The organism is Sphingomicrobium arenosum, assembly GCF_026157085.1.
In the GTDB taxonomy this organism is placed as follows: Bacteria; Pseudomonadota; Alphaproteobacteria; order Sphingomonadales; family Sphingomonadaceae; genus Sphingomicrobium; species Sphingomicrobium arenosum.
The window spans coordinates 733,588-757,666 of sequence record NZ_JANPVN010000001.1 but is presented as its reverse complement, the minus strand read 5'-3'; the positions used below and the strand labels follow the sequence as shown (position 1 = coordinate 757,666).

The following is a 24,079-nucleotide window of genomic DNA, read 5'->3' as shown; positions in this document are numbered from 1 at the left end:
CATTTCGAGCATTTGCAGGTTACAGCCTAGACGGCGAGAGGTGCCGCATGTGCCGCAAGCGCGACGAAAAAGGGCGATCCAATCGGACCGCCCTTTCCCTAAGCGATTGCTGTCAGGTTCAGCTCAACACCTCCGGCGGCGCCTCGGCCTTGGTATGGTCGGCAATGAGCTTCTCGATCTCAGCGAGGGGCTGGTTGGTCATTTCCTTGTCGATTTCGAGGATGGTGCGCTTCTCGGTCTCCTTGTGGAGCTTCTTGCGCAGTTCGCCGAGCGTCTTGGGCGGAGCGATAATGACCAGCTTGTCGAAATCGTTCGACAGCGCCCGGCTGTTGATCCGGTCGGCGGCCTCATGCGCCCAGCGGTCTTCTTCAAGCTGGTGGAAGTCCGTTTCTTCGTAAGACGAGCGACCGGGCGAACCCGACATGAAGACGCTGCCCGGCTCGTCGGTCTTGAGGTCGCGGTCGGGCGCATCGTCGCGCTTAGCCTTCTTCTCGACCTCGAGGTTCATATGTTCGCTGTCGCCTTCATTACGAAGGAACAGCATCTTGCGTCCGTCGGTGACGAGGACGAGCGTGTCGTTGGCAATACCCATGGGGCCTCCTTGTTATTCCGTTACCGGATCAACGAAGGGGCCCCATGGCACGTTCCTGTCATTCGCCGTCTTCGGGCCCCGCCGCGCCGTCTTCGTCGGTCGTGGCACCGGAGGTCGGCGCGACCGTCTTGTCATCGCCCTGCAGATCGCCGGCGGCGGCCTCCTCCGCCTCGTTCTCGGGCTCTTCCTCTTCATCGATGCGCGCGACCGAGACGACTTTCTCGTTCTTGGCGACCTTGAAGATGGTGACGCCCTGCGTGTTGCGCCCGGCGATGCGGATGTCGGCGACGGTGGTGCGGATCATCTTGCCCTGGTCGGTGACCAGCATGAGCTGCTCGCCCGGCTCGACCGGGAAGCTCGCGACCACGCCGCCGTTGCGGTCGGACGTGACGATGTTCGCCACGCCCTGGCCACCGCGACCGGTGACCCGATATTCGTAGGTCGAGGTGCGCTTGCCATAACCGTTCTCGGTGACGGTAAGCAGGAATTGCTCTTTCTCGACGAGGCGGGCGAAGCGCTCGGCGGAAAGTCCCTCGGCGCCGTCATTGTCGCGCCAGACGGGCGATTTCAGATAGGCCTCGCGCTCGTCGCGGGTCGAGCCGCTGGAGCCGAGGATCGACATGGAGATGACCTTGTCGTCGTCCATCAACTTGATACCGCGCACACCGGTCGAGGCGCGGCTGGCGAATTCGCGCACCTTGGTCGCCTCGAAGCGGATCGCCTTGCCGTTCGCGGTGGCGAGCAGCACGTCGTCGTCCTCGGTGAGCAGGTCGACCCCGATCAGGCGATCGACCGGCTGGCCGTCCTCGCCCTCCTCGAACTTCATCGCGATCTTGCCGTTACTCGGCACATTAGTGAAAGCGTCCATCGAGTTGCGGCGCACGGTGCCGCCCTCGGTGGCGAACATGATGTGGAGGTCGTTCCATTCCTCCTCGTCGCGCGGCAGCGGCAAGACGGTGGTGATCTTCTCGTCATTGGCGAGGGGCAACAGGTTGATCATCGGGCGACCCTTGGCGGTCGGCCCGCCCTCGGGCAGCTTCCACACCTTCATGCGGTAGACCTTGCCGAGGTTGGAGAAGAACAGCACCGGATTGTGGGTCGTCGTCACGAACAGGTTGGTGACGATATCCTCGTCCTTGGTGCTCATGCCGCTACGGCCCTTGCCGCCGCGCTTCTGTTCGCGGAACAAGGCGAGCGCGGTGCGCTTGATGTAGCCGGTGTGGGTCACCGTCACGACCATGTCCTCGACCTCGATCAGGTCCTCGTCCTCGATGCCGTCGGCAGCTGGCATGAGCTCGGTCTTGCGCGGGGTGGCATATTCGGCCTCCACCTCGTCGAACTCCTCGCGCATCACCTCGTAGAGGCGAGCACGGTTCGACAGGATCTCGAGCAGTTCCTCGATGGTCGCGCGCAGCTCTTCCAATTCGCCGCCGATCTCGTCGCGGCCAAGCTGGGTGAGGCGGTGCAGGCGCAGTTCGAGGATGGCCTTCACCTGCGCTTCGGAGAGGCGATAGACATCGCCGACATGGTCGGACTTCTGCCCCTCGACCAGCTCGATGTAGGGCAGGATCTCGCCGATCGGCCATTCCTTAGAGAGCAGCTTCTCGCGCGCTTCGGCGGGCGTGCCCGACCCGCGGATCATGGCGACGACTTCATCGAGGTTTGTGACCGCCACGACGAGGCCGAGCAAGATATGCGCCCGCTCGCGTGCCTTGTTCAGCTCGAACTTGGAGCGGTTGGTGATGACCTCTTCGCGGAACTTGACGAAGGCCTCGATCATGTCCCTGAGATCGAGCGTTTCGGGCTTGCCACCACGGATCGCCAGCATGTTGGCGGCGAACGAACTTTGCGCAGGCGTATGGCGCCACAGCTGGTTCAGGACCACGTCCGGCGTCGCATCGCGCTTGCACTCGATGACGATGCGCACACCCTCGCGGTTGGATTCGTCGCGGATGTCGGCGACACCCTCGATGCGCTTGTCCTTGGCCGCCTCGGCGATCTTCTCGACGAGGCCCGCCTTGCCGACCTGGAAGGGGATTTCGGTGAGGACGATCTGGCGCTTGTCGCCGCGCCCCTCCTCGATGTCATATTTGGAACGCAGCACCATCGAGCCGCGCCCGGTGGTGTACGCCGAGCGGATGCCGCTCGCGCCGAGCAGCTGCGCGCCGGTCGGGAAATCGGGTCCCTTCACATAGTCCATCAGCCCTTCGACGCTGATGGCGGGGTCCTCGATATACGCCTTGCAGGCCTGGATGACCTCGCCGAGGTTGTGCGGCGGAATGTTGGTCGCCATGCCGACCGCGATGCCGCCGGCGCCATTGACGAGCAGATTGGGAAAGCGGGCGGGCAGGACCGTCGGTTCGCTTTCCGACCCGTCATAATTGTCCTGGAAAGCGACCGTGTCCTTCTCGATATCGCCGAGGAGGAAGTTCGCCACCTTGGCAAGGCGCGCTTCGGTGTAACGCATGGCGGCGGGCGGATCGGGGTCCATCGAGCCAAAGTTGCCCTGGCCGTCGATCAGCGGCACGCGCAGGCTCCAGTCCTGCGTCATGCGCGCCAGCGCGTCATAGATCGCGCTGTCGCCGTGGGGGTGATATTTACCCATCACGTCACCGACGATACGGCTCGACTTGCGGTAGGGACGACCCGCCACATAGCCAGCCTCCTGACAGGCATAGAGGATGCGGCGATGCACGGGCTTCAGGCCGTCGCGCACGTCGGGTAGCGCGCGGCTGACAATGACGCTCATCGCATAGTCGAGGTAACTCGACTTCATCTCGTCGACGATCGAGATGGGTTCGATGTCGCGGCGGGGTTCGAGGGTGTCGACGGGCGTATCGGCCACGGGCAGTTCCTGTCAGCTAATCTGTACGAACAGTCGAACGGCGAGGACCGCCGTCGATTCATCCGAAAAGCTAGCAGGAGCCCTCAGGAGGGCCAAGAACAATCGTCAGGGTTGACGTTAACGGAAAGCGGATCAGCCCTCGCGGACGAACAGCGGCGCGTTTTCAGACGATCCATCCTCTTCATAGGCCCAGCCATCGCGGTCGAAGCCCTTCAAGGCCTCGACGCTGTCGATCCGCTCGTCGCAGACCCAGCGCGCCATGCTCCCGCGCGCCACCTTGGCGGCGAAGCTCTGGAATTGAAGGCCCTTGGCGGTGCGGACGCGAAAATCGGGTTCGACGATGGTCACCGTCTTGGGCAGTTGCCCCTTCACCACCTCATAATATTCGTTGGAGGCGAGATTGAGCAGCGTCATCGAGCCTTCCTCGCGAAGCTGCTTGCGCAATTCCTTCGCGACCTTGTCATCCCAATGATCGGTGAGCCTGCCATCCTCGCCCTCGGAGGGGTTCCAGCCCGTGCCCATCTCGAGGCGGTAGGGCCGCATGCGGTCGAGCGGACGGAGCATGCCGTAGAGCCCCGAAAGGATGCGGACATGGTCCTGCGCAAAGGCAACCGTTTCTTCGTCGGCGCTCTTGATGTCGAAGCCGCGATAGACATCACCGGCGAACATCCGGATAGCGGGGCGGGTCTCGGCATCGAAGAAGCCGTGGTAACGCTCGGCATTGAGCGTCGCGAGCTTGTCCGAGATCCCCATGATCCGCTTGAGATCATCGGCGCTCAGCTTGGCGGCGGCACGGGCGATCTGCGCGGCCTGCCGTTCGAAACGGGGAATGGTCGGTTCTTCGGAATAGTTGCTCGTTTCGTCGAGCGATTTCGCAGGCGAAAGGATGATCAGCATGGTTCTTGCGCTAGACGATCCGCGCGCCACCGTCAAAAGGGCACTTTGGCCGGGGCTTGCGCGTTTCTGACCCGACAATTCAACAGCAGTTCAGGGGTCCTTTGTTAGAACTTCCCTTGACCGCGTGGCTGGTTTATTCGCCGCGCGAAACTTCCTCTCAGGAGATTGTAATGAAATCGACCATGACCGCCATTGCGCTCGCGCTCGGAACGCTCGGCCTCGCGGCTCCCGCCGCCGCCACCACCGTCGCGCAGGAGGCGGCCGCCGCCGAACAGAAGCAGCTCGACATTTCCAAGGGCGCGCGGGATTCGATCGCCGCGATGAAGACGGCTTTCGATGCGAAGGACTGGGCAACGTTCGATGCTGGCGTCGAACCCGCAATCGGTAAGGCCGAAAAGGCCGATGACACTTATTATATCGGTAATCTCCTCCTTAATGCCGGCCTCGATCGCAGCGATTTTTCGATGCAGGTGCGCGGCGTCGACCTGATGGCGCAGTCGGGCTGGGACGCCCCCGCGAACAGCGCGGCGAAATATGAGGCGCTCGGTCGCAATGCCTATGCGGCGAGTGATTATGCGACTGCCCAGTCGCTTTTCGAAAAAGCGCTTGCGCTCGCGCCCAACGATGCCGAGTTGCTTCTCCTGACTGGCGAAGCGCTCAACCACCAGGGTCAGGGCGCGCAGGCCGTCGCCACGATGCAGCGTGGGATCGCACTGCAGGCCGCCAATGGCGGTGCGATCGACGAAAATTGGTATCGCCGGACGATCCAGGTCGCGCTCGACAATAACCTTCAAGGTTTCAACTCGCTGCTGATCGATTGGGTGAAGGCCTATCCGACCAGCGAAAATTGGCGCGACGCGCTGAAGATCTATCAGGACCGCGTCAGCTGGAGCGACGAGGAACTGGTCAATCTGTGGCGCCTGATGCGTACCGCCCAGGCGCTGCGCGGTGACCGCGACCATTTCGATTACGCGCTCCACCTGCTCGACAAGGGGCTTCCGGTGGAAGCGGGCGCGCTGGTCGAGGAAGGCGTCGCGACGGGCCGCATCGAAGGCAATACGCAGACCTTCACCGAAATCCTCGCACTGGTCGAGCGCGGCTCGCAGAATTACGAGGTCGAACTCGATCAGGATGCTGCCGGCGTGCGTAGCGGCGGGTCGCTGCTGCAGACCGTCAAGTTCGGCGATGCCTATTACGGCATGGATCGCTTCGGCGATGCCGCCGAATTCTATCAGCTCGCCATGAGCCGCAGTGGCGCCGATGCGAGCATGCTCAATCTGCGCCTCGGGGCCGCGCTTGCGCGCGATGGCCAGTATGACGCCGCAAAGGCCGCACTGGGCCAAGTCGAGGGCAAGTTCGCCGAACTGGCCGCATTCTGGATGGCGTGGATCGACGTCCAGGGCTAATTCTTCGGTCCGAAGCAACACGAAGGGCGTCGAACCGCGGTTCGGCGCCCTTTTTCGTTGACGCGCAGAAGCGTTTCAAAATGGGATGGTTAACGGAATCTTACTGGAAGCCCCCACGCACGAACGGCAAATTCATCCAGTCGGAATCCCTCGACACGGAGACTGGAAGACAGCGTGCGCTTCGACGACCGCCTTGCGACCTTGCTTACCCTGCCCGTGGCGGGACCGCATTCGCGCAGCGTGCGTTGGCGCCAGCTCGTCGAACTGGCTGCGCGCATGAGCGAGGCGAGGGGCGCCGACAGCGACAGTGCTCCGATGGTCGCAGCGCTCGCGGTCGTCCGCGCGGAACGCGATGCCATCCCGCTTGGGGTACGAAGCGCCGCTGCCCGTGCCGTCGCGGGGCGTCGGCTTGGTCCCGAACTGCTCGCCCTGTTCGCCGAGGACACACTCGCTGTTGCCGCTCCTGTCCTGGCCGCCGCCGATCCCGATGCCGAGACCAAGGCAATGCTCGTCGCCGCCGCCGGTGGCGATACGCGCCAGTTCCTGCGCACGCTCTGGCCCGACACGCGCGCTGCCGACGAGGGGGAGAGTCGACAAGCGGGTCGCCGATTGGGCGATGTTGTCGAGCAGCTCAAGGCCGCGCGCGACCGTCTCGCCGAGCCGCCTCCTGAATCGCCCGTCGACAAGGAGGCCGAGGATGTTGGCTCACCGCGTCCGCGCCACGACCCGGCTCCGTTGCGCCGAAACCCGTCGCAGGAGAAGGCACCCGCCCAGCACCTCGTCGACGAGCGGCCCGCGGTAGGCAGCTTCGCCTTCGAGGCGGCGAGTGATGGGGCCGTGACTTGGGTCGATGGTGCCCCTCGCGCCGCGCTCATCGGTCATTCGCTCTTCGCCGACCCCGAGCTTGCGATGGTGGTCGGTGCGCGTCAGCCCTTCGACAATGTCGAGGCGCACATCGGCAGCATGCCGGGACGCTGGGCGCTGACGGGCACACCGCAGCATGACGAGGAAAGCGGCATGTTCCTCGGCTATCGCGGACGCGCTCAGCGCGCGGACCTCGCCGTCGAGGACGCGCCATCGGCGAGCGCTTCGCGGCCGACGACGGGCCTGCCCCAGGACCCCACCATGCTTCGCGAGCTGGTGCATGAGATCAAGACCCCGCTCAACGCCATCATCGGGTTCGCCGAGATCATCGACGGGCAATATCTCGGCCCCGCCCATCGCCGCTATCGTGAGCGAGCGGCCGAGATCGTGGCGCAGGCGCGGATCTTGCTCGAGGCGATCAAAGACCTCGATTTTGCTGCCCGCCTCCAGTCGCGCGATCGCCAACCCGAGGCGCTTGCCCTGAACGCGCTCCTCGAGGCGCTCGGCCCCGATCTCGAGGGCCGGGCCCAGCGAGTGGGCGTCACGCTCGACCTTCACGACGTCGATGGCGAGGGCTGCGTCACCGACGGCGCGCTCGCCCAGCGCCTCGCGACGCGCTTCATTCACGCGATGATCGATGCTGGCGGTGAGGGAGAAGAGATTGTGGTGCGGGCCGGGGAGGGGGCCGTCGGCTGCCATCTCGACATCACCCTGCCGAAAAGTCTCGCCGATCGCGCACCCGAGGACCTCGTCGATCCGGCACTGATGATCGACGCGCGCGGCAAGGCGCTGCTCGGAACGGGCTTTTCGCTTCGACTGGTACGCGGGCTCGCTCGCGTTGGAAGCGGCGACCTCCTCTTCATCGACGGGACGGCCCGTCTCGTCCTGCCGCGCCTGACCTGAGCAAAGCCGCTTGCCATCCTCGCCGCGGTCTCGCTAGGGGATGGCGGTGTCCGGGGGGCGCGTAGCTCAATTGGTTAGAGCCGGCCGCTCATAACGGCTTGGTTGCGGGTTCGAGTCCTGCCGCGCCTACCGGACCCGTTCGAACGAGATAGTCATAGCTCGTGCCGACAGGCATCATGCAGCCCGGCACGACATCCGTCGGATCATTTCCTCAAGTCAGCACAGATCGTCCCCCGGACGATTTGGTTCAAGCTAACTTGTGGAAATGATGGTCGGGGAGACAGGATTCGAACCTGCGACCCTCTGCTCCCAAAGCAGATGTCTCGTCGCATCTGGAGTTAGACGTCGAAATCCAGAAATGGATATGATCGGCTAATTTCCGGGGTTTTGCATCTTTTGAGAGAGACTCCGATAGCCTGAGGTTTCATTTGCGTGCTTGTCGCGTGCTTGTTACGCAGAGGTATGAAAGGTCGGATCACAAAGAGAAGCGTCGATGCTTTGGAGCATCCTGTCCCCGGCAGGGTGCTTTGGGACGACAGGCTGGCTGGCTTTGGTGTGAAACCAAACCCGAATGGCAGAAAGGCCTACCTCTACCAATATCGCATGGGTGGACGCGACACGCCCACGAGGACGATCACGCTTGGCTATCACGGCGAAGGGCTAACAGCCGATCAAGCACGCCAGTTGGCTTCCGAGATTGCGTGGAAGCGAGCGAACGGCATCGATGAGCAGCAAGAGCGTAAAGCAAAGACGGCTGGTGGTAGCGACCTTGCCTTTGACAACTATGTCGAGTTTTTCGCGGATCGCTATCTTGCTAGGAAGTGGGAGCGGCGCGGTGCGGAGGCCGCAAGACTTCTGCGCCGCGAAGCCAAGCCACATTTTCAGGCGACAAAGATCAGCGATATCCACAAGCGTGACGTGACAGCGCTTCTAGACAAGCTGGAAGCCCGTCCGGGCATCGCCACGAATACAGCCGCCGCCATGCGCCGTATGTTCAATTGGGCGATTGAACGCGGCGATCTGGAAAGTTCGCCAATGGACCGGATCGCGCTGCCGGCGAAACCGCCTAGCCGCAGCCGCTTTCTCGACGACAGCGAGATTGCAGCCCTCTGGAGAGCAACTCGAGCCATCGACCACCCCATCATGTCCCTCACACGCTTTTTGCTTCTCACGGGCCAGCGCAGGGACGAGGCGTCGCACATCAGGATGTGTGAGATCGACGAAGACACCATGGAATGGAATCTTCCCGCCACCCGAACGAAGAACAAGAAGCCCCATACTGTTCCCCTTTCCAATTTGGCGCGCGAGGAAGTCTTCGCGATGCGAAACGAAGGTGGCTACCTTTTTAGCGTGAACGGGGAACGACCAATTCAAAACTGGTCGTATTGGAAGCCTAGGCTTTCGAAGTTGGTCGATACTGAGGCTGGACGCTTGCTGGCGCCTTGGAAAGTTCACGACATTCGGCGCACGGTCGCTACCGGAATGCAGCGCATTGGGGTCGCGACCGATGTCATTGAGGCCTTCCAGAACCGCGCCACTCGGACGGGTGTTGCCGAGGTGTATCAGCGCCACGACTACGCGGAAGAGAAAGCGCAGGCAGCTGCACTCTGGGATGACCACATCAGGTCAATTGTGGGTTCGCGCGCATAGCGGTTAGAACGCGTAGCGCAACGAACTTTTTGGGCCAAAAAAGGGGAAAAGTGGGCCACAATTCTTGTTGCGAAAGGGGGCTTCGGGCTTATTCAAGGAATCCGTCTCTAACGCTGTGAAAGGCAAAACATGACGGAAAACATCAATACATTTGGCGTCGATAGTCGCCTTCTCGATACCGCCGTTGCGTCCGAGATGATGGGCGTTTCAAAAAGCTATCTCTCGAAACTTCGCGTCACCGGAGGCGGGCCGCGATACGTGAAGATCGGGCGGCGCGTGGCTTACCGCTCCGAAGACCTTCAGGAATGGCTGATCAGTTGCATCCGTGCCAGCACGAGCGAAGGGTCGGTTCAGTGAGCAGTCCGAAGAAGCGCAAAGTCAACGCTAAGGGGCGCAACGAAGGCGCCAAGCACGTCCGCCTCTACGAAGCAATGTTGTCAACGGCAGCATATCGCTCTCTCAAACCCCCTGCACGAGCGTTGCTCGTTGAACTGAACCGTCTCTACAACGGGTCTAACAATGGAAGCCTATTCTGTTCCCAGCGACATGCCGCAAAGGCGTTGAACTACAGCAGCCGAGCCTCTGTGAAGGCTGCGTTCGATCAGCTGATTGACCGAGGGTTCGTTAAAGAAAACCAGAAGGGGGGCTTCGACTGGAAAAACGGTCATGCCACGACCTTCATCTTGACCCAACACGGCTTCAATGACGCTCAGGCTACGCAGGACTTCCGCAAGTGGCGACCCTCTGACCAAAAAACCTCGGGCCATCATTCATCATCTAACAGGTAACAAACACTCACCCGATTGCTCATCGGCATTACTATCCGGGATAGGTTTTCCATCCTGCTTTGGTCGATTTGCCCGATCCAAGGGGACAGGATTAATCACCACATATAGTATACCAGGAGGGGGAGGGGCTTTAGCCACTCCCCCCCACGTGGTGCAGGACTTGGGCCGCAGTCCCAACAGGTTCCATTGCTAGGCACTCGTGCAGTCACTTTGGACCGCCAAGGTTCAAGCTTCAAAGGCGTCAACTGCATTGCGATTACATATGTAATTTCCGGTGGGCGTTGACTTCACGCCCCGAGGTCTGTTGCCTAAAACCATGTCAGCAACCCAACCAGTTTTTCCTGAGCGTGATGACTGCAACCTCATTACCGATATCTACATCGATGAGAGCAGTCAGACGAAGAACCGCTACTTAGTCATTGGCGGCATTTGCATTGAGAAATCGCTTGTTGAGGAGGCGAACGCATGCCTATCGACAACACGGCTGCCACAACTCCCTCAAGGTGAGATGAAGTGGGGAAAGGTTAGCCAAGCGAAGCTTTCAGCATACGGCAGAACTGTGAAGGCGTTCTTCGACGACGCACCATTCTCAAATGCGGATTTTCATTGCCTCATTGTCGATACCCATAAGGTTGATCACCGAAAGCACAACGAGGGATCAAGGGAGATAGGCTTCAATAAGGAAGTCTATAATCTCGCCTCCAAATTTGCCCGACTTTATCCTCGGACGCTCTTTCATCTCTATCCCGACTACAGAGATACTAATCAGCGACCGGAAGATCTGCGCCTCATTCTCAATCGCGGCCGAGCAAAAAGTGGCGACAAACGACAATGGCCGTTTCGCCAATGTCATTTCCGAAACTCCAAACGGACTCCTCTTCTCCAGCTTGTCGACTTGCTCACCGGCTCTGTCGCTTGGTGCGTGAATGGCCATGGCAAACGCCCGGAAGCCTCAGCAGCCAAAACAAAACTTTCCAGCTATGTCCTGCGAAGGGCAGGCGTGACTGACTGCTCCGCCGACACATTGATGCGCGGGAAGTTCACGATATGGCATCGAACCTTAAGGAAATAGCGTCCCTTGGGGCTAGCCCAGTCAGACTGGACACCACCGGGTGGCGGCTCCTTTCACCATGGGTGGAAGGCTCACGCCCAAGGGATAACTAGCGGCTTACGCTGCTCTGAACTCAAACTCAAGCTGCGAAGGCATCCCTCGATCGGACGTCGCACACCGCCTGTTCAGCACTTGCAGGCGAATCACGAGGGGGCGGCATACGGAGTCCCGCCCCATTCAACCTGATCCTATAAGCCGCTGCTAAGGCGCCAATCATGTTCATGGACATGATCCAATGCGTAGCGCGTGCTTGTCATGTGCTTGTCAGGCGGAAGGGGCGCCAAAGGGATTTAACGCTAAGCCCCTGAAGTTATTGGTCGGGGAGACAGGATTCGAACCTGCGACCCTCTGCTCCCAAAGCAGATGCGCTACCAGGCTGCGCCACTCCCCGAACCGGCACCGCGCTTAACAGCAAGGCGAGGGCCTCGCCAGCCTCTTATTGGCCCGTGCCTGCCTCGCGGTCCATTTCGGCTTCCGCCTCTTCGGCTTCCTGCGCGATTTGCGACTGCGCCTCGTCGGTCAGCTCGGCCGCGCCCTGCTCGATGTCCTGCCCGATATCGGTGGCGATGGTCTCGACATCCTCGCCGAGCTGGTCGAGCCGATCCTCGTTGACGTCGACAGTCAGGCTCGAATCCTCGCTGTCGGTACTGACGTTGCAGGCGGCCACTAGGGTCATGAAGGGCAAAAGAAAGATCGCGCGCATTTGACGGGCACTCCTTGAATGGATGATTGGGAATCCAACGCCTCGCGCGGCTATTCGATGCCGCCCGCCATCACCATCAACATCGTCGTCCATGCCGCAACATTCTGCGCCAGCTGGTCGCGATCGACCTTGTCGAGCGTATCGTTCGCGGTGTGATGCAGGTCGAAATAGCGGGTCCCGTCCTGTCGCAGCGACAGGCCGGGCGCGCTCTCGGCGCGCAGCGGACCGACATCGGCGCCGCCCGCTTCGTCATAGGCACCCGAGACGATCCCCAGCGGCGCCAGCGCGGCGCGCAGCGCATCGGCCTCGGCCTTGCGTTCATCGCCGAGGTCGGTGACCACCTTCCAGACGCGATCGGCGCCGAAATCGCTCTCCGCCACGACATGATAATCGGTGCCGTCGTGACGCTCGGCAAAGTCGCGCCCGCCCCAGATGCCGACTTCCTCGGCGCCGTACCAGACGATCTGGATCGTGCGCAGCGGGCGCCCCGCATCCATGACACGCTTCGCCGCCGCCGCCACGATCGCGCAGCCTGCGCCATCGTCGAACACCCCGGGCGCATTGTCCCAGCTGTCGATGTGACAGGCGACGAGGACCTTTTTCGCCGCAGGATCGCGCCCCGGCACCTCGGCGATAACATTGCCGGAAGTCTGCATGCCGATGTTGCGCGGCGTGAGCGTGAGATGCATCGTCACCGGCTCCTCGGCGCGCTCGAGCACGCGCATCAATTGCCAGGCATCGGGGTTGGACAAGGCCGCCGCCGGGATGGGCGCCGCGTCGCCGAAACTGGTGTTGCCGGTATGCGGGGTGCGGTCATTGTCGGTTCCGATGGACTTGACCACGATCGCCGCCGCGCCGCGCTTCGAGGCCTCCGCCGGCCCCATCCAGCGCGGTGCGCCGAACGGCACCGAATAGCCCGAGCCGTCCTGGTTGCGCGGCATGGCGTTGGAAATGAAGACGATCTTGCCCCGCTGAGTCGCCGGGTCGGCGGCGAGGAAGTCGGCATAATCGGCATAGCCGACGACTTCGGCGGTCAGCCCCTCTGCGGGAGTGGCGCCCGAATTGCCGAGCGCGGTCAGCACCAGTTCCTGCGGGAACGGCGCGATCAATCGCGCTTCTTCCTCGCCGCGCACCCAGGTCGGCATGGTGAATTCCTCGACCCGCACATTGGAGAAACCGAGTGAGGTCAGTCGCTCGACCGACCAGGCGCGGGCACGTGCTTCGGCGGGCGTACCGCCGAGCCGCGGGCCGACCTCGGTCGTCAGGTCGGCGAGGATCTCATAGGCCAGCGTATCGCCCAATGCCTCGCGTCCCATCGCCACCGCACGCGGGTCATAGGGCAGGGGCTGTGCTTCCAGTTCGCCGAGGACGGCGGCTACTGCATCGGGCTTGGCGTCGGCGGTCGACTGCTGCGCATGGAGCGTGGCGGCGGGGCAGAAAAGGGCGGCGGCGAGCGCAAGGCGCGAGACGGTCTGAATCATGGCCGCGACGCTAGCGAGGCGGCCACGCCCTGTCACCCGCGATTACAGCAATCGCAGCTGGTCGCCTGCAGGGGGCCGGAAAAGGGCACAATTTAGCGCGAACTTGGCACGCGACAGGCCATGGTCGGAGCACGCTTTTTCAAAACGGCGCGCGAAAAGCTCCGCCCATATCCCCGTACCGCGCAAGCGGCTGAAGAAATTGGGATCATTGTCACGCCCGCCGCGCAGCTCGCGGATCGTCGCCATCACCTTGCGCGCTCGGTCGGGATAATGGGTCTTGAGCCAATCCTTGAACAGCGGTGCGACCTCATGCGGCAAGCGCACCGGGAGGAAAAAGGCGCTGCGCGCCCCGGCCTCAGCCCCCGCCGCGACGATCGCTTCCATCTCGTGATCGGTGATATGCGGCACGACGGGCGAAACCGACAAATAGACCGGGACCCCGGCCTCCGACAGGATGCGGATCGCCTCGAGCCTTTTGCGCGGCGCGGGCGCGCGCGATTCGAGCGTGGCGTGGGTTCGCGCCTCGAGGCTCGTCACCGAGAGCGCTACCGCCGCCAGCTTCTTGCGCGCTGCCGCCGCGATGAGATCGAGATCCCGCAGCACCCGATCGGACTTTGTCGTGATGGTGAACGGGTGATCGCATTCGGCGAGGATCTCGAGGATCCCCCGTGTTACCTTCCACCGCCCTTCGATCGGCTGATACGGGTCGGTGTTGGTTCCGAGCGCGATGGGGGCAGGGGTATAGCCCTTGCGCCCCAAGGTCTCGTGCAGGAGCCGCGGCGCATCGGGCTTCACGAACAGGCGGCTTTCGAAATCCACACCCGGCGACAGATCGTGATAGGCGTGCGTCGGCCGCGCGAAACAGTAGATGCAGCCATGCTCGCAACCGCGATAGGGATTGACCGAGCGATCGAAACCGATGTCGGGCGAACTGTTTCTCGTCAGGATGGTCTTGGGTCGCTCGATCGAGACGGTCGTGCGGCGCGGCGCCACGCCATCGATCCGTTCCACCTCGTCGAGCCAGTCGCCATCGGCGACATGGGCGCGCAAATTGAAGCGCAACGGGCTGTCGTTACGCGTGGCTCCGCGCCCCTTGGTGGACTCGATCGGCATGCCGACATGCTAGCGGAACCACGAGAACATATCAAGAACGACTAGGGCGCAGGATAGCGCGGCGCACGGCCTTGGAGAATATCGGTGAGCGCCTGCGGAGTGGTGCCCGCCTCGGCATGATAAACGAAGTAATTACGCAGGATCGCCGGGATATAGAAGCGCGTCTCCCAATAAGGCAGGCTCTCCATCCATAGGAGGGGATCCTCGCCAGGGATCGACGTCCAGCGCGACACCGGTACGGGGCCGGCATTATAGGCCGCGATGACCCGCATCAGCTCGTCATTGGTCGCGCCATTGCGGCGCATGTCCTCGAGGAATTGCTGACCATGGTCGATGTTGACCTCGGGCCTCTTGAGATCGCTTGCGCTGACGCTCTGCCCGCGCCGCCGTGCCTGGTCGCGCGCCGTGCCAGGGCGCACCTGCATCAAGCCCACCGCATCGGCAGCCGATACGACGCTCTCGCGAAAATCGCTTTCCTGGATGATGTGACTGAAGACGAGGAAGGGGTCGATACGCCAGCCGTTGTCGGGCTGCCAACCCGGCGCCGGATAACGATCGGCGGGATCCACCTGGCTGCCCCGCGGCCCATTGGTCGCGAGCCAATATTGCAGCCCGAGGCGGAGCGCACCCGCCACCTCGACGAGCGCCTTGTGATCGCGCGGGTCGCCGATGCGGGCCTGGTGGCGAATCAACTCCGTTGCGCGTTCGCGCTGCCCCATGGCGACCAGCGCCCGCGCGCGCACCACGTTGGGCAAAGCCTCGACCCGCGAGCGGGTGGCGCGATCGCTGGGACCCACACGTTGCCCCAGTCGCCGGTCGACGCCGAGCCGCGCCCGCGCGAGCTGGCCATAAAAGGTCTCGCTCTCGCGCGCTGCCGCGCCGAGATAGGGGGCAACCGCCTGCGGGCGGCGGCAGCGCTGCTCGGCCCGCGCCGTCCAATAATGCGCCGCGCTGCGCAATTCGCGATCACGCGTGCCCGCCGCGGTGATACGAAAAGCGGTCGAAGCCGCGTTGCAATCGTGAAGCCGCCAATTGGCCAGCCCTTGCGTCCACGCCGCCTGCGCGCGCCATTCCGACGAGCCCGCCGCGACACCCTCGCTCGCTACGCGGCGTGCGGCGGCCATGTCGCCCGCGACATAATGGATCCATGCGACGAGCTGGGCGATTTCGGCCTGCTCCTCGCCGCTCAGTCGCTGCTCCCCGATCGCGGTGCGATAGATCGTCTCGGCCTGGACGCCGTCATCGGCCTCGATGGCCGGGCGAAGTTCGCGGCGCAATGCCTCGACGATACTGGTCCCGGTCGATCGCGCCCGCGTGCGACGCGGCGCTCCGCCGAGGCTGACCATCGCCTGCGTCGGTGTCGCCGCAACCCGGTCGCCCCCGCGCTCGGCGGCTAGTCCTGCAAGCCGCTCTGCCTGCGGCAATTCGGGCGCGCGGCGGACCAGGGCGGCGGCCTGCGCACCGCCGACCCGCGGTGAATTAGGCGCGAGATACAATTCGGCCAGCGCATAAGGCGCCAGCACATTGTCGCCCATTGCCGCAATCGAGCGCTCCGCCAGCGCCCATTGCCCGGCATCCACCGCCGCAAGGATCGCGGGCCAACTGTCGAGCCGCGCGGCTTCGCTAGCAGGCGCGGGCTGCGTCTCGGCCGTTTGCGCGGGCAAGGGCGCGAGCGGATCGCTCTGCGCCATGGCAGCTTGGGGCAAGGCCAAGGCGGCGAGCGCGCCCGCGAGCCACAAGTTCGTCATTCGTCCCCCATGAGGATCTGCAAGTCCGTCCAGGCGAGGCGCTTGTCACCGGTGCGGTCGAGCAGCCAGCGCGGATGGAAGGTGGCGACGCAAGGCGTGCCTTCGACCTGGTGCAAGCGTCCGCGCGCTCGCACCAGGGGCGTATCGAGCAGCGCGCGCGCCGCTTGGTCGCCGAACAGGAGGAGCCGCTGGGGCCGCGCCAGCGCGATACGACGTCGGATCGCCTCCACGAGCAGCGGTTCGAGCGGCGCGCGGTCGGATTGGCCGGGCTGGGTGGCCGGGTCGATCATCGCCAGTACGGGCGCTTCAGCCCCGATCGCCGCCATCATCCGCTCGAACAGCGCTTGGGCCGGTTCGCTCATTGCGGCCTCGCCCTCGGCACGCGCGCCGACGACCAGCAGCGGCGCCTCTTCGGGAATGGTGACCGCATGATGATGCGCCTCCAGCGTCGCCGAGCGCTCGCCCAGCCAGGTTTCGATGCCCTCGAGCGTCGTCGGCAATTCTATTTTCGGCGCGGCGGGGGGCGGCGGAGATATTGGCGCGGTTTTTGTGGCCGCTTCGCGCGGCGTCTCTGCGGTGCTCGCGGGCGGTGCCTTCGCTGCCGGGGCAAGGCTGCGCCAGCTTGGGGCATCGGCCCGCACCGCGACATCGACGCCAGCGTCTCGCCACCATCCGAGCAGGGCCGAAGCGCGCCCGGGATCGATTCCCTCCCCGATATTCATCACGCCATCGTTCGGCCATGTTGACGGCGCGGTCAATAAATTGGCAGGGCAGTGTTGAGCCGAAAGGACGGCAAAATGCGATCAAGGGATGTTTGATGAGCGAACGTGAGTCGATGGAATATGATGTCGTCATCGTCGGGGCCGGTCCGGCGGGCCTTTCGGCGGCGATCCGGCTGAAGCAGCTGGCTGCCGAAAGGGAGCAGGACATCAGCGTCGTGGTGCTCGAAAAGGGTTCGGAAGTCGGCGCCCATATTCTGTCGGGCGCGGTCATCGACCCCAAGGCCCTGGACGAGCTCATCCCCGACTGGCGCGACCGCGACGATTGCCCCTTGAAGGTCGAGGTCAGCGAGAACCATCACTGGATCCTTACCGACACCGGCAAGCTGGAAATCCCGCATCTCTTCACACCGTCCTTCATGCACAATAAGGGCACCTACACCGGCAGCCTCGGCAACCTGACCCGCTGGCTCGCCGGCGTGGCGGAAGAATTGGAAGTCGAGATTTTCCCCGGCTTCGCGGCAGCCGAAGTGCTGTTCAACGACGACGGCTCGGTGCGCGGCGTGGCGACCGGCGACATGGGCGTGACCCGCGGCGGCGAGCATGGCCCCGACTATCAGCCCGGCATGGAACTGCACGCCAAATATACCCTCTTCGCGGAGGGCGCGCGCGGGCACCTCACCAAGGAACTCACCAACCTGTTCGACCTGCGCAAGGAAAGCGGGCCGCAGGTCTATGGCATCGGTATCAAGGAATTGTGGGACATTCCCGCCGACAAGCATGTGCCGGGCAAGGTCGTTCACACGCAGGGCTGGCCCTTGGACGAGGCGTGGGGCGGGGGCTTCCTCTATCATCAGGACAATGGCCAGGTCGCCCTCGGGTTTGTCGTCGCGCTCGATTACGAGAACCCCTATCTTTCGCCTTTCGAGGAGATGCAGCGCTGGAAGACGCATCCCGACATCCGCGCCGAGATCGAGGGCGGGACCCGCGTCTCCTATGGCGCGCGCGCGATCAACGAGGGCGGCTGGCAGGCCATCCCGCAGCTCGCCTTTCCGGGCGGCGCGCTGATCGGCTGCTCGGCGGGCTTCGTCAACGTGCCGCGCATCAAGGGCACCCACACGGCGATGAAATCGGCCATGATCGCCGCCGCGCACCTCGCCGAGGCGCTGGCGGCGGGCCGCACCCACGACTTCCTCGAGGGCTATGAGCCCGAGGTCCGCTCGAGCTGGATCGGCAAGGAACTCAAGAAGGTTCGCAATGCCCAGCCCATGGTCGCCAAGTTCGGCGGCAAGCTCGGCACGCTCTTCGCGGGGTTCGATATGTGGCTGAACCAGCTCAAGATCGGCTCGCCCTGGACATTGAAGCATCATGCCGACCACAAGCAGATGCAGCCCGCGACCGCCGCGCGAAAGATCGATTATCCCAAGCCCGACGGCAAACTCACCTTCGACCGCCTGAGCTCTGTCTATCTGTCGAACACCAATCATGCAGAGGATCAGCCGATCCATCTCACGCTGAAGGACGACGACGTCCCGATCGCGGTGAATTACAATCTCTACGCCAGCCCGGAAACGCGCTATTGCCCGGCGGGCGTCTATGAGATCGTGGGCGAGGATGTCGGCGAGCCCAAGCTCCAGATCAACGCGCAGAACTGCGTTCACTGCAAGACCTGCGACATCAAGGACATGACCCAGAATATCAATTGGGTCGTGCCCGAAGGTGGGGGAGGACCCAATTATCCGAACATGTAGTCTCGGCCTCGGCCTGATCGCCAGCCTCGCTCTCGGCAGCCCCGCGCTGGCGACCCCGCTCGTCGACAATCCCGAGGAACAGCGCGAGCTGTTCGTCGCCGCGCGCACTGCCGACCTACTCGGCGACAGCGATGCCGCCGCGACGCTCTACGCCCGCCTGATCGCCGCCGGCCCGGTCGATGCGCAGACCGAGGCGCGCGCCGCCTCCGAGGCGATTGCCGCGGGCCGGTTCGACCTTGCCTTGTCGATCGCGCAAAACTCCTCGCAGCCCGACAATTTCAACCTCGACCTGCGACTGCTCCTCCTTGCCGACGCCTTGAGGGAACGGCGCTATCGCGACGCGCTCGCGGTGCTGTCGGACGACGAGGCGCGGGTCCAACTCGACTTCCTCTCGCCCTTCGTGCGCGGCTGGATCGAGGCCATGAGCTATCGCCAGGGCACCGAGCCGCGCGGCCCCGCGATGGTGGCCGGCATGGCCGACCAGCGCCCGCTCGCGCGCCAGAAGGACGAGCAGGCGGCCTTCCTTTATCTCGCGACCGGCGGGGTCGACGGTGCGGTCCAGCATATCGACGCCGCCCTGTCGCGCGCCGGCCCGCGCGAGGCCCGATTACGCCTCGCCTTTGCCGAAAGCCTCGCGGGCCTCGGTCGCCCCGATCTTGCCCAAGCGCTTTTGGCGGGAGAGGATGTGATCCTCGTCGAAGCACGCCAACGCCTAGCCGATGGCAAACCGCTCGGCATGGCGGTGCGCACGCCCGCCGAGGGCCTCTCCGAATTGCTGCTCGCCGTCGCCATCGACCTTGCCGAAGGCCGTAACAGCGCCTTGCCCGCGGGCCTCGCGCAGGTCGCCCGCTTCGCCGACCCGTCCAACGAGGGCGCGGCGATCATCGCCGGTGCCATGCTCGAACGCGACGGCCGCGATGAGCGCGCGCTCGATCTCTATCGCAGCGTCGATGAAAGCTCGCCGCTCGCGCTGCAGGCCGAGGACAGCATCATCCAGCATCTCATCGAACATGACCGAGCGCCTGACGCCCTTCGTCTCGCCCAGGCCGCGCATGACGCCAATCCAAGTCGCGCCGGCAGCTGGGCACGGATCGGCGACGCGCTCGCCGCGATGGACCGCCACGAAGCCGCCGCCGATGCCTATGCGCAGGAGCGCGCGCGGCTCGGCAATGACGACTGGCCCCTGCTCTTCCTTGAAGCCGTGTCTCGCCACGAAGCCGGCGACTGGGCCATGTCGGAACGGCTCTTGAACCAGGCGCTCGCGCTGTCGCCCGACCAGGCCATCCTGCTCAACTATCTCGGCTATTCGATGCTCGAGGAGGGCGGCGACGTCGAACTGGCCAGCGCCTATATCCGCAAGGCCTCGCGCCTCAGCCCCGACAGCGCGGCGATCACCGACAGCCTCGGCTGGGCGCTCTACAAGCTCGGCGATCACGCAGGCGCGGTGGAGGCGCTCGCGCGGGCCGCCGAACTGGCGCCCGCCGATCCCGAGATCCACGAGCATTATGGCGATGCCCTTTATGCCGCGGGGCGCCGTATCGAGGCGCGTTTCGCGTGGGAAGTTGCGCGCTATTATGCCCCGGAAACTGCCGTCGAAACACGCATCGAGGACAAGATCGCTTATGGCCTCGAGCCTGCAAACGCCGCGCCCTGAGCCGGTAGCGCTGCGCGAACCCGCAGTCGCAAAGCTCAACCTCGCGCTCCACGTCCGCCGCCGTCTTGATAACGGCTATCACGAACTCGAGACGCTGTTCGCCTTCTGCACCGATGGCGACTGGCTTTCCGCGACAAGCGAACCCGCCACCGAGCATCGCTTCGACCTCACCATCACCGGTCCTTTCGCCGAGGGACTTGAGACTGAGGGCAATCTCGTCGAACGCGCGTGGCAGGCGCTCTGTCCTGTCGTGGCGCCCGCGCATATCAAGGCGAAACTCGAAAAGCGCCTGCCCGTCGCCAGCGGGCTCGGCGGCGGCTCCGCCGATGCCGCCGCCATGCTGCGCCTGCTGACGAGTTTGTGGAAGCTCGACCCGGCCCATGCGGCAGATGTGGCACCGCGGCTCGGCGCCGACGTCCCCGCCTGCCTGCTGTCCATGAGCGCGCGCGGGGAAGGGGTAGGGGAGAAGCTCAAGCCCCTCTCCATGCCGGAGATTAGCGGCGCGCCCGTCCTGCTCGTCAATCCGCTCGTCCCGCTGTCCACGGCCGCGGTATTCGAGCGTTGGGATGGGGTTGATCTTGGTCCGCTCGGCGAGGACTGGCGCGCGGCGCGCAACGACCTCGAGCCGCCGGCTCGCAAGCTGGTATCCGCCATCGCGGATGTGCTCGATTGGCTGGCCGCGCAGCCCGGCTGCGCCCTCGCCCGGATGTCGGGCAGCGGTGCCAGCTGCTTCGCCCTGTTCGACAACGACGCCGCGCGCGATGCGGCCGGGGCCGCCTGTCCCGACAAATGGTGGCATCTGGCGACCCATTTGCGCTAAGGGCGCGGCCATGACCCGTCCCATCCTTCCCGCCGCCGAGTTGCAGCGCCTCGAACGAGAGGCGATCGACACCGGCACCTCGACCCGCGAGCTCATGGAGCGCGCCGGCAGGGCGCTGGCGACCGCCAGTCACCGCATGTTCGGCCCGCGCGACACGCTCCTGCTCGTCGGCACCGGCAACAATGGTGGCGACGGCTATGTCGCCGCGCGCCATCTCGCCGAAATGGGCGCGAAGGTCCGCATTGCTGCCATCGGCGAGCCCGGCACCGACGCCGCCAAGGCCGCACGCGCCGACTGGTCGGGCGAGGTCGAGACGCTCGGCGAGGAGACGGCGCAGGCCGATCTCGTCATCGACTGCCTGTTCGGCACCGGCCTGTCGCGTCCGATCGACGAGGCGATCGCTGGGCCTGCCCGCCGCCTCTTCGGCGCTGCGCGCCGCACGCTCGCCTGCGACCTACCGAGCGGGATCGAGGCCGATAGCGGCGCATTGTTGACCGACCTCGGGGCCTTCGACCTGACCCTTGCGCTTGGCGCCTTGAAGCCCGCGCACCGGCTCGCCCCGGCAATCCACCGCTGCGGCCGCGTCGCCAGCGCGGGCATCGGTCTCGAGGCGGCCAGCGACTGGCACGAGATCGCAGCGCCGGACCTGCCCGCGCTCGACCCCGATGGTCACAAGTTCGATCGCGGCATGGTGCACTGCCTCTCGGGTGCCATGCCCGGCGCCATCGCGCTCAGCGCCCATGCCGCCGCTCGCGCCGGCGCGGGTTACGTGCGCGTGTCGACGAGCCGCATGATAGACGGCTTGCCCTCGTCTGTGGTGCAGACCGAAGATGCCACCGCACTCGACGACGAGCGCATCGGCTGCCTCCTCGTCGGTCCGGGCATGGGGGATATCCCTCCGCTCCTCACCGTCGCGCTGACCAAGACCCATCCGCTGGTGCTCGACGCCGATGCACTGCGCCACGTCGGCGAACCCGAACGCCTCAATGGCCACGACGCGATCGTCACCCCGCACGAGGGCGAGTTCGTCGAGTTGTTCGGCGAACTCGAAGGCTCCAAGGCCGACCGCGCGCTGCAAGCCGCTGCCACGAGCCAATGCGTGATCGTCTACAAGGGCGCCGATACGCTGGTGGCATCGCCCGATGGTCGTCTCGGTTTCGCCCCGCCCGCGCCCCCCGCGCTCGCGACCGCGGGGGCAGGGGACGTGCTCGCCGGCATCATCGCCGCCATTCGTGCGCGCGGGATGGACCGCTTCGAAGCTGCCTGCGCCGGTGTCTGGATCCACGGCCGCGCCGCCGAAGCTTGCCGCGTGCCGTTCATCGCCGACGACCTTCTCGCCGCCATCCCGAGCGTGATGTGACCGAAACCATCGTGGAGATCGCCGGGCGCGGCGATGGCGTCACCGATGCGGGCACCTACGTCCCCTTCGCCGCCCCAGGCGACCGCGTCGAGCACGGCGAAATCGTCGCGCGTGGTCCGGGCTATCAGGAGCCACCCTGTCGTCACTTCCCCCAATGCGGCGGCTGCCAGCTCCAGCATCTCACCGACGACGCCTATCGCGACTATTGCCGCGACCGCATTGCCGGCGCGCTCGCGCAAAAGGGGTTCGAGACCGACATGCGCGATGCGCATCTCTCGCCCCCACGCGCGCGTCGCCGCGTCGACCTCAAGGCGCTGCGTATCGGCAAGAAGCGCCTGATCGGCTTCACCCGCGAGAAATCGCACCAGATCGTCGACATGGCCGAATGCCATGTCATGGCACCCGAATTGTTCTCGCTCCTGGGTCCGCTGCGCGACCTCCTCGACACGTTGCTGCCGCAGCGCCGCACCGGCCGCGTTCAGATGACGCTGACCGATCAGGGCGTGGACATGCTGCTGGGCGGCGTGGAGACGGACGGGCTGGACGCCGCAGAGGCGCTACCCGTTTTCGCCGAGACCCACCGCCTCGCGCGATTGTCGATCGACGACGGCTATGGCGCGGAAGCGCGCTACGAGCCCCAGCCCGTCACGATCACGCTCGGCGATGTCGCCGTGCCCTTTCCGCAGGGCTCCTTCCTTCAGGCCACCAAGGACGGCGAGCAGGCGCTTGTCGCGGGCGTTCTCGAGGCGCTTGAAGGCAGCGAGGGCAGGGCACTCGACCTGTTCGCGGGTCTCGGCACCTTCGCGCTGGCACTGGATCGCCCGACCATCGCTGCCGAGGCGGGCCGCGAGGCGATCCTGGCGTTGATGCAGGCGGCGCGCCGGGCCGGGCGACCGGTCGAGGCGGTTCACCGCGACCTCTACCGTCGCCCTTATGACGCGAAGGAACTGACCGACGTCGGCGCGGTCGTGCTCGATCCGCCGCGATCGGGCGCAGAAGCGCAATGCCGCCAGCTTGCCGCTAGCGCCGTCCCCGTGATCGCCTACGTCAGCTGCAACCCCGGCACCTTCGCGCGCGATGCGGCGATCCTCGTCGAGGGCGGTTACAGGCTCGACTGGGTTCGACCGGTCGGACAATTCCGTTGGTCGACCCACGTCGAACTGGTGAGCCGCTTCTCGCGCTAGAGGTGATGCGCGACCTCGAAGATCGCGTGCAGGGTCAGCGCCACGAGGCACAGCGTCGAGGTCACGAAGAAAAAGCTGCGCGAGCGTCCGGTCGTCTGCACGATGCTATGCCCGATCCTGAGCGCGACATAGGCCCAGGCGAGGCCGACATTGAACGGATGCGCCGCGCCCATCAGCGCCAGCGCGAGGACGATGGCATAGAAGAGCGTAGGCTGCTCGACGAGATGCTCGTAATTCTGCCGCGCGTACAGGTGCTCGTCGGCCAGATGGCCTTCGAGATCGCGCCCGCGCGGACGCTTGCGCACCTTCGATAAATCGGCACCCTTTGCCCCACGAACGATATGAAAGACCGCGACGAACATCATCACGATCGTCCACGTCACCAGCGCCACCACCGGCGCGATCAGGCTGTACATCGGTTCCATCAAAAAGCCCCCCATCGAGAATGTCGATGGAGGGCCTTTTAAGCGTTTCGCGATGATCGGGAAAG

At 64.6% G+C, this 24,079-nt stretch carries 20 protein-coding genes and 2 tRNA genes; 12 read left to right on the top strand and 10 right to left on the bottom strand.

Translation table 11 applies throughout. The annotated features are described in order from the left end of the window. Window positions 1-118: 118 nt before the first annotated feature. From NUW51_RS03545 to NUW51_RS03535, 3 genes are all read right to left on the bottom strand, one after another. Window positions 119-592, bottom strand: a complete 474-nt coding sequence (locus tag NUW51_RS03545) for a host attachment family protein (RefSeq protein ID WP_265562814.1) — start codon at window positions 590-592, stop codon at window positions 119-121. Between the two features lie 58 nt (window positions 593-650). After that, a complete protein-coding gene (gene gyrA, locus NUW51_RS03540) occupies window positions 651-3,437 on the bottom strand; it encodes a DNA gyrase subunit A (RefSeq protein ID WP_265562812.1) in 2,787 nt (928 codons plus the stop codon). 132 nt (window positions 3,438-3,569) lie between these two features. Next, window positions 3,570-4,334: a YaaA family protein gene (locus tag NUW51_RS03535; RefSeq protein ID WP_265562810.1), complete on the bottom strand. Its 765-nt coding sequence runs from the start codon at window positions 4,332-4,334 to the stop codon at window positions 3,570-3,572. 170 nt (window positions 4,335-4,504) lie between these two features. On the opposite strand from NUW51_RS03535, the gene NUW51_RS03530 reads away from it, so the two are divergent. From NUW51_RS03530 to NUW51_RS03500, 7 genes are all read left to right on the top strand, one after another. Next, complete coding sequence (locus NUW51_RS03530) at window positions 4,505-5,740, top strand: tetratricopeptide repeat protein (RefSeq protein WP_265562808.1); 1,236 nt, start codon at window positions 4,505-4,507, stop codon at window positions 5,738-5,740. A 174-nt stretch (window positions 5,741-5,914) separates the two neighbouring features. Further along, window positions 5,915-7,507 carry a histidine kinase dimerization/phospho-acceptor domain-containing protein gene (locus NUW51_RS03525; protein ID WP_265562806.1) on the top strand — a complete coding sequence of 531 codons (1,593 nt, stop codon included), beginning with the start codon at window positions 5,915-5,917 and terminating at the stop codon, window positions 7,505-7,507. 55 nt (window positions 7,508-7,562) lie between these two features. Further along, a tRNA-Ile gene (locus NUW51_RS03520) sits at window positions 7,563-7,636 on the top strand. Window positions 7,637-7,969: 333 nt separating this feature from the next. After that, entirely contained in the window at window positions 7,970-9,157 is a 1,188-nt protein-coding gene (locus NUW51_RS03515; RefSeq protein WP_265562804.1) for a tyrosine-type recombinase/integrase, read from the top strand. 129 nt (window positions 9,158-9,286) lie between these two features. Then, window positions 9,287-9,514: a helix-turn-helix transcriptional regulator gene (locus tag NUW51_RS03510; RefSeq protein ID WP_265562802.1), complete on the top strand. Its 228-nt coding sequence runs from the start codon at window positions 9,287-9,289 to the stop codon at window positions 9,512-9,514. After that, window positions 9,511-9,945 carry a hypothetical protein gene (locus tag NUW51_RS03505; protein WP_265562800.1) on the top strand — a complete coding sequence of 145 codons (435 nt, stop codon included), beginning with the start codon at window positions 9,511-9,513 and terminating at the stop codon, window positions 9,943-9,945. Before NUW51_RS03510 ends, NUW51_RS03505 begins: the two co-directional genes overlap by 4 nt. A gap of 274 nt (window positions 9,946-10,219) precedes the next feature. After that, a complete protein-coding gene (locus tag NUW51_RS03500) occupies window positions 10,220-11,017 on the top strand; it encodes a DUF3800 domain-containing protein (RefSeq protein ID WP_265562798.1) in 798 nt (265 codons plus the stop codon). Between the two features lie 353 nt (window positions 11,018-11,370). Here the strand turns inward: NUW51_RS03500 and NUW51_RS03495 are convergent. The 6 genes from NUW51_RS03495 to NUW51_RS03470 form a co-directional block, all read right to left on the bottom strand. Further along, a tRNA-Pro gene (locus NUW51_RS03495) sits at window positions 11,371-11,447 on the bottom strand. Window positions 11,448-11,492: 45 nt separating this feature from the next. Further along, window positions 11,493-11,759 carry a hypothetical protein gene (locus NUW51_RS03490; RefSeq protein ID WP_265562796.1) on the bottom strand — a complete coding sequence of 89 codons (267 nt, stop codon included), beginning with the start codon at window positions 11,757-11,759 and terminating at the stop codon, window positions 11,493-11,495. Between the two features lie 50 nt (window positions 11,760-11,809). Beyond that, the gene (locus NUW51_RS03485; protein ID WP_265562794.1) at window positions 11,810-13,240 is read right to left on the bottom strand and encodes a M28 family peptidase; all 1,431 of its coding nucleotides are present in this window, start codon (window positions 13,238-13,240) and stop codon (window positions 11,810-11,812) included. A 42-nt stretch (window positions 13,241-13,282) separates the two neighbouring features. Continuing rightward, window positions 13,283-14,353: a PA0069 family radical SAM protein gene (locus tag NUW51_RS03480; protein ID WP_265562792.1), complete on the bottom strand. Its 1,071-nt coding sequence runs from the start codon at window positions 14,351-14,353 to the stop codon at window positions 13,283-13,285. 41 nt (window positions 14,354-14,394) lie between these two features. Further along, on the bottom strand, window positions 14,395-16,101 hold the full coding sequence (locus tag NUW51_RS03475; RefSeq protein ID WP_265562790.1) for a lytic transglycosylase domain-containing protein: 1,707 nt from the start codon (window positions 16,099-16,101) through the stop codon (window positions 14,395-14,397). Further along, window positions 16,098-16,823: a uracil-DNA glycosylase family protein gene (locus tag NUW51_RS03470; protein WP_265562788.1), complete on the bottom strand. Its 726-nt coding sequence runs from the start codon at window positions 16,821-16,823 to the stop codon at window positions 16,098-16,100. The genes NUW51_RS03475 and NUW51_RS03470 overlap by 4 nt, the downstream gene beginning before the upstream one ends. Before the next feature lie 95 nt (window positions 16,824-16,918). On the opposite strand from NUW51_RS03470, the gene NUW51_RS03465 reads away from it, so the two are divergent. The 5 genes from NUW51_RS03465 to NUW51_RS03445 are packed head-to-tail and all read left to right on the top strand — an operon-like array spanning window position 16,919 to window position 23,589. Further along, window positions 16,919-18,571, top strand: a complete 1,653-nt coding sequence (locus NUW51_RS03465) for an electron transfer flavoprotein-ubiquinone oxidoreductase (RefSeq protein WP_265562786.1) — start codon at window positions 16,919-16,921, stop codon at window positions 18,569-18,571. Next, window positions 18,540-20,225, top strand: coding sequence for a tetratricopeptide repeat protein (locus NUW51_RS03460; protein ID WP_265562784.1), 1,686 nt, complete (start codon window positions 18,540-18,542; stop codon window positions 20,223-20,225). The genes NUW51_RS03465 and NUW51_RS03460 overlap by 32 nt, the downstream gene beginning before the upstream one ends. Next, on the top strand, window positions 20,194-21,045 hold the full coding sequence (locus NUW51_RS03455) for a 4-(cytidine 5'-diphospho)-2-C-methyl-D-erythritol kinase (protein ID WP_265562783.1): 852 nt from the start codon (window positions 20,194-20,196) through the stop codon (window positions 21,043-21,045). Before NUW51_RS03460 ends, NUW51_RS03455 begins: the two co-directional genes overlap by 32 nt. A 10-nt stretch (window positions 21,046-21,055) precedes the next feature. Next, a complete protein-coding gene (locus NUW51_RS03450; RefSeq protein WP_265562781.1) occupies window positions 21,056-22,405 on the top strand; it encodes an NAD(P)H-hydrate dehydratase in 1,350 nt (449 codons plus the stop codon). Continuing rightward, window positions 22,402-23,589 (top strand): class I SAM-dependent RNA methyltransferase, encoded by a 1,188-nt coding sequence (locus NUW51_RS03445; protein WP_265562779.1) that lies wholly within the window; start codon window positions 22,402-22,404, stop codon window positions 23,587-23,589. Before NUW51_RS03450 ends, NUW51_RS03445 begins: the two co-directional genes overlap by 4 nt. On the opposite strand, the gene NUW51_RS03440 is transcribed toward NUW51_RS03445, so the two are convergent. Further along, a complete protein-coding gene (locus NUW51_RS03440) occupies window positions 23,586-24,005 on the bottom strand; it encodes an MAPEG family protein (RefSeq protein WP_265562777.1) in 420 nt (139 codons plus the stop codon). The two genes, NUW51_RS03445 and NUW51_RS03440, sit on opposite strands and share 4 nt — an antisense overlap. Window positions 24,006-24,079: the final 74 nt, after the last annotated feature.

Excerpts from the sequence above, each read along its gene's own strand:
- NUW51_RS03515 (WP_265562804.1), top strand. The coding sequence starts at position 7,970 with ATGAAAGGTCGGATCACAAAGAGAAGCGTCGATGCTTTGGAGCATCCT.
- NUW51_RS03480 (WP_265562792.1), bottom strand. The coding sequence starts at position 14,353 with ATGCCGATCGAGTCCACCAAGGGGCGCGGAGCCACGCGTAACGACAGC.
- NUW51_RS03465 (WP_265562786.1), top strand. The coding sequence starts at position 16,919 with ATGAGCGAACGTGAGTCGATGGAATATGATGTCGTCATCGTCGGGGCC.
- NUW51_RS03485 (WP_265562794.1), bottom strand. The coding sequence starts at position 13,240 with ATGATTCAGACCGTCTCGCGCCTTGCGCTCGCCGCCGCCCTTTTCTGC.
- NUW51_RS03455 (WP_265562783.1), top strand. The coding sequence starts at position 20,194 with ATGGCCTCGAGCCTGCAAACGCCGCGCCCTGAGCCGGTAGCGCTGCGC.
- NUW51_RS03545 (WP_265562814.1), bottom strand. The coding sequence starts at position 592 with ATGGGTATTGCCAACGACACGCTCGTCCTCGTCACCGACGGACGCAAG.
- NUW51_RS03530 (WP_265562808.1), top strand. The coding sequence starts at position 4,505 with ATGAAATCGACCATGACCGCCATTGCGCTCGCGCTCGGAACGCTCGGC.
- NUW51_RS03475 (WP_265562790.1), bottom strand. The coding sequence starts at position 16,101 with ATGACGAACTTGTGGCTCGCGGGCGCGCTCGCCGCCTTGGCCTTGCCC.
- NUW51_RS03440 (WP_265562777.1), bottom strand. The coding sequence starts at position 24,005 with ATGTACAGCCTGATCGCGCCGGTGGTGGCGCTGGTGACGTGGACGATC.
- NUW51_RS03510 (WP_265562802.1), top strand. The coding sequence starts at position 9,287 with ATGACGGAAAACATCAATACATTTGGCGTCGATAGTCGCCTTCTCGAT.
- NUW51_RS03470 (WP_265562788.1), bottom strand. The coding sequence starts at position 16,823 with ATGAATATCGGGGAGGGAATCGATCCCGGGCGCGCTTCGGCCCTGCTC.
- NUW51_RS03450 (WP_265562781.1), top strand. The coding sequence starts at position 21,056 with ATGACCCGTCCCATCCTTCCCGCCGCCGAGTTGCAGCGCCTCGAACGA.
- NUW51_RS03535 (WP_265562810.1), bottom strand. The coding sequence starts at position 4,334 with ATGCTGATCATCCTTTCGCCTGCGAAATCGCTCGACGAAACGAGCAAC.
- NUW51_RS03490 (WP_265562796.1), bottom strand. The coding sequence starts at position 11,759 with ATGCGCGCGATCTTTCTTTTGCCCTTCATGACCCTAGTGGCCGCCTGC.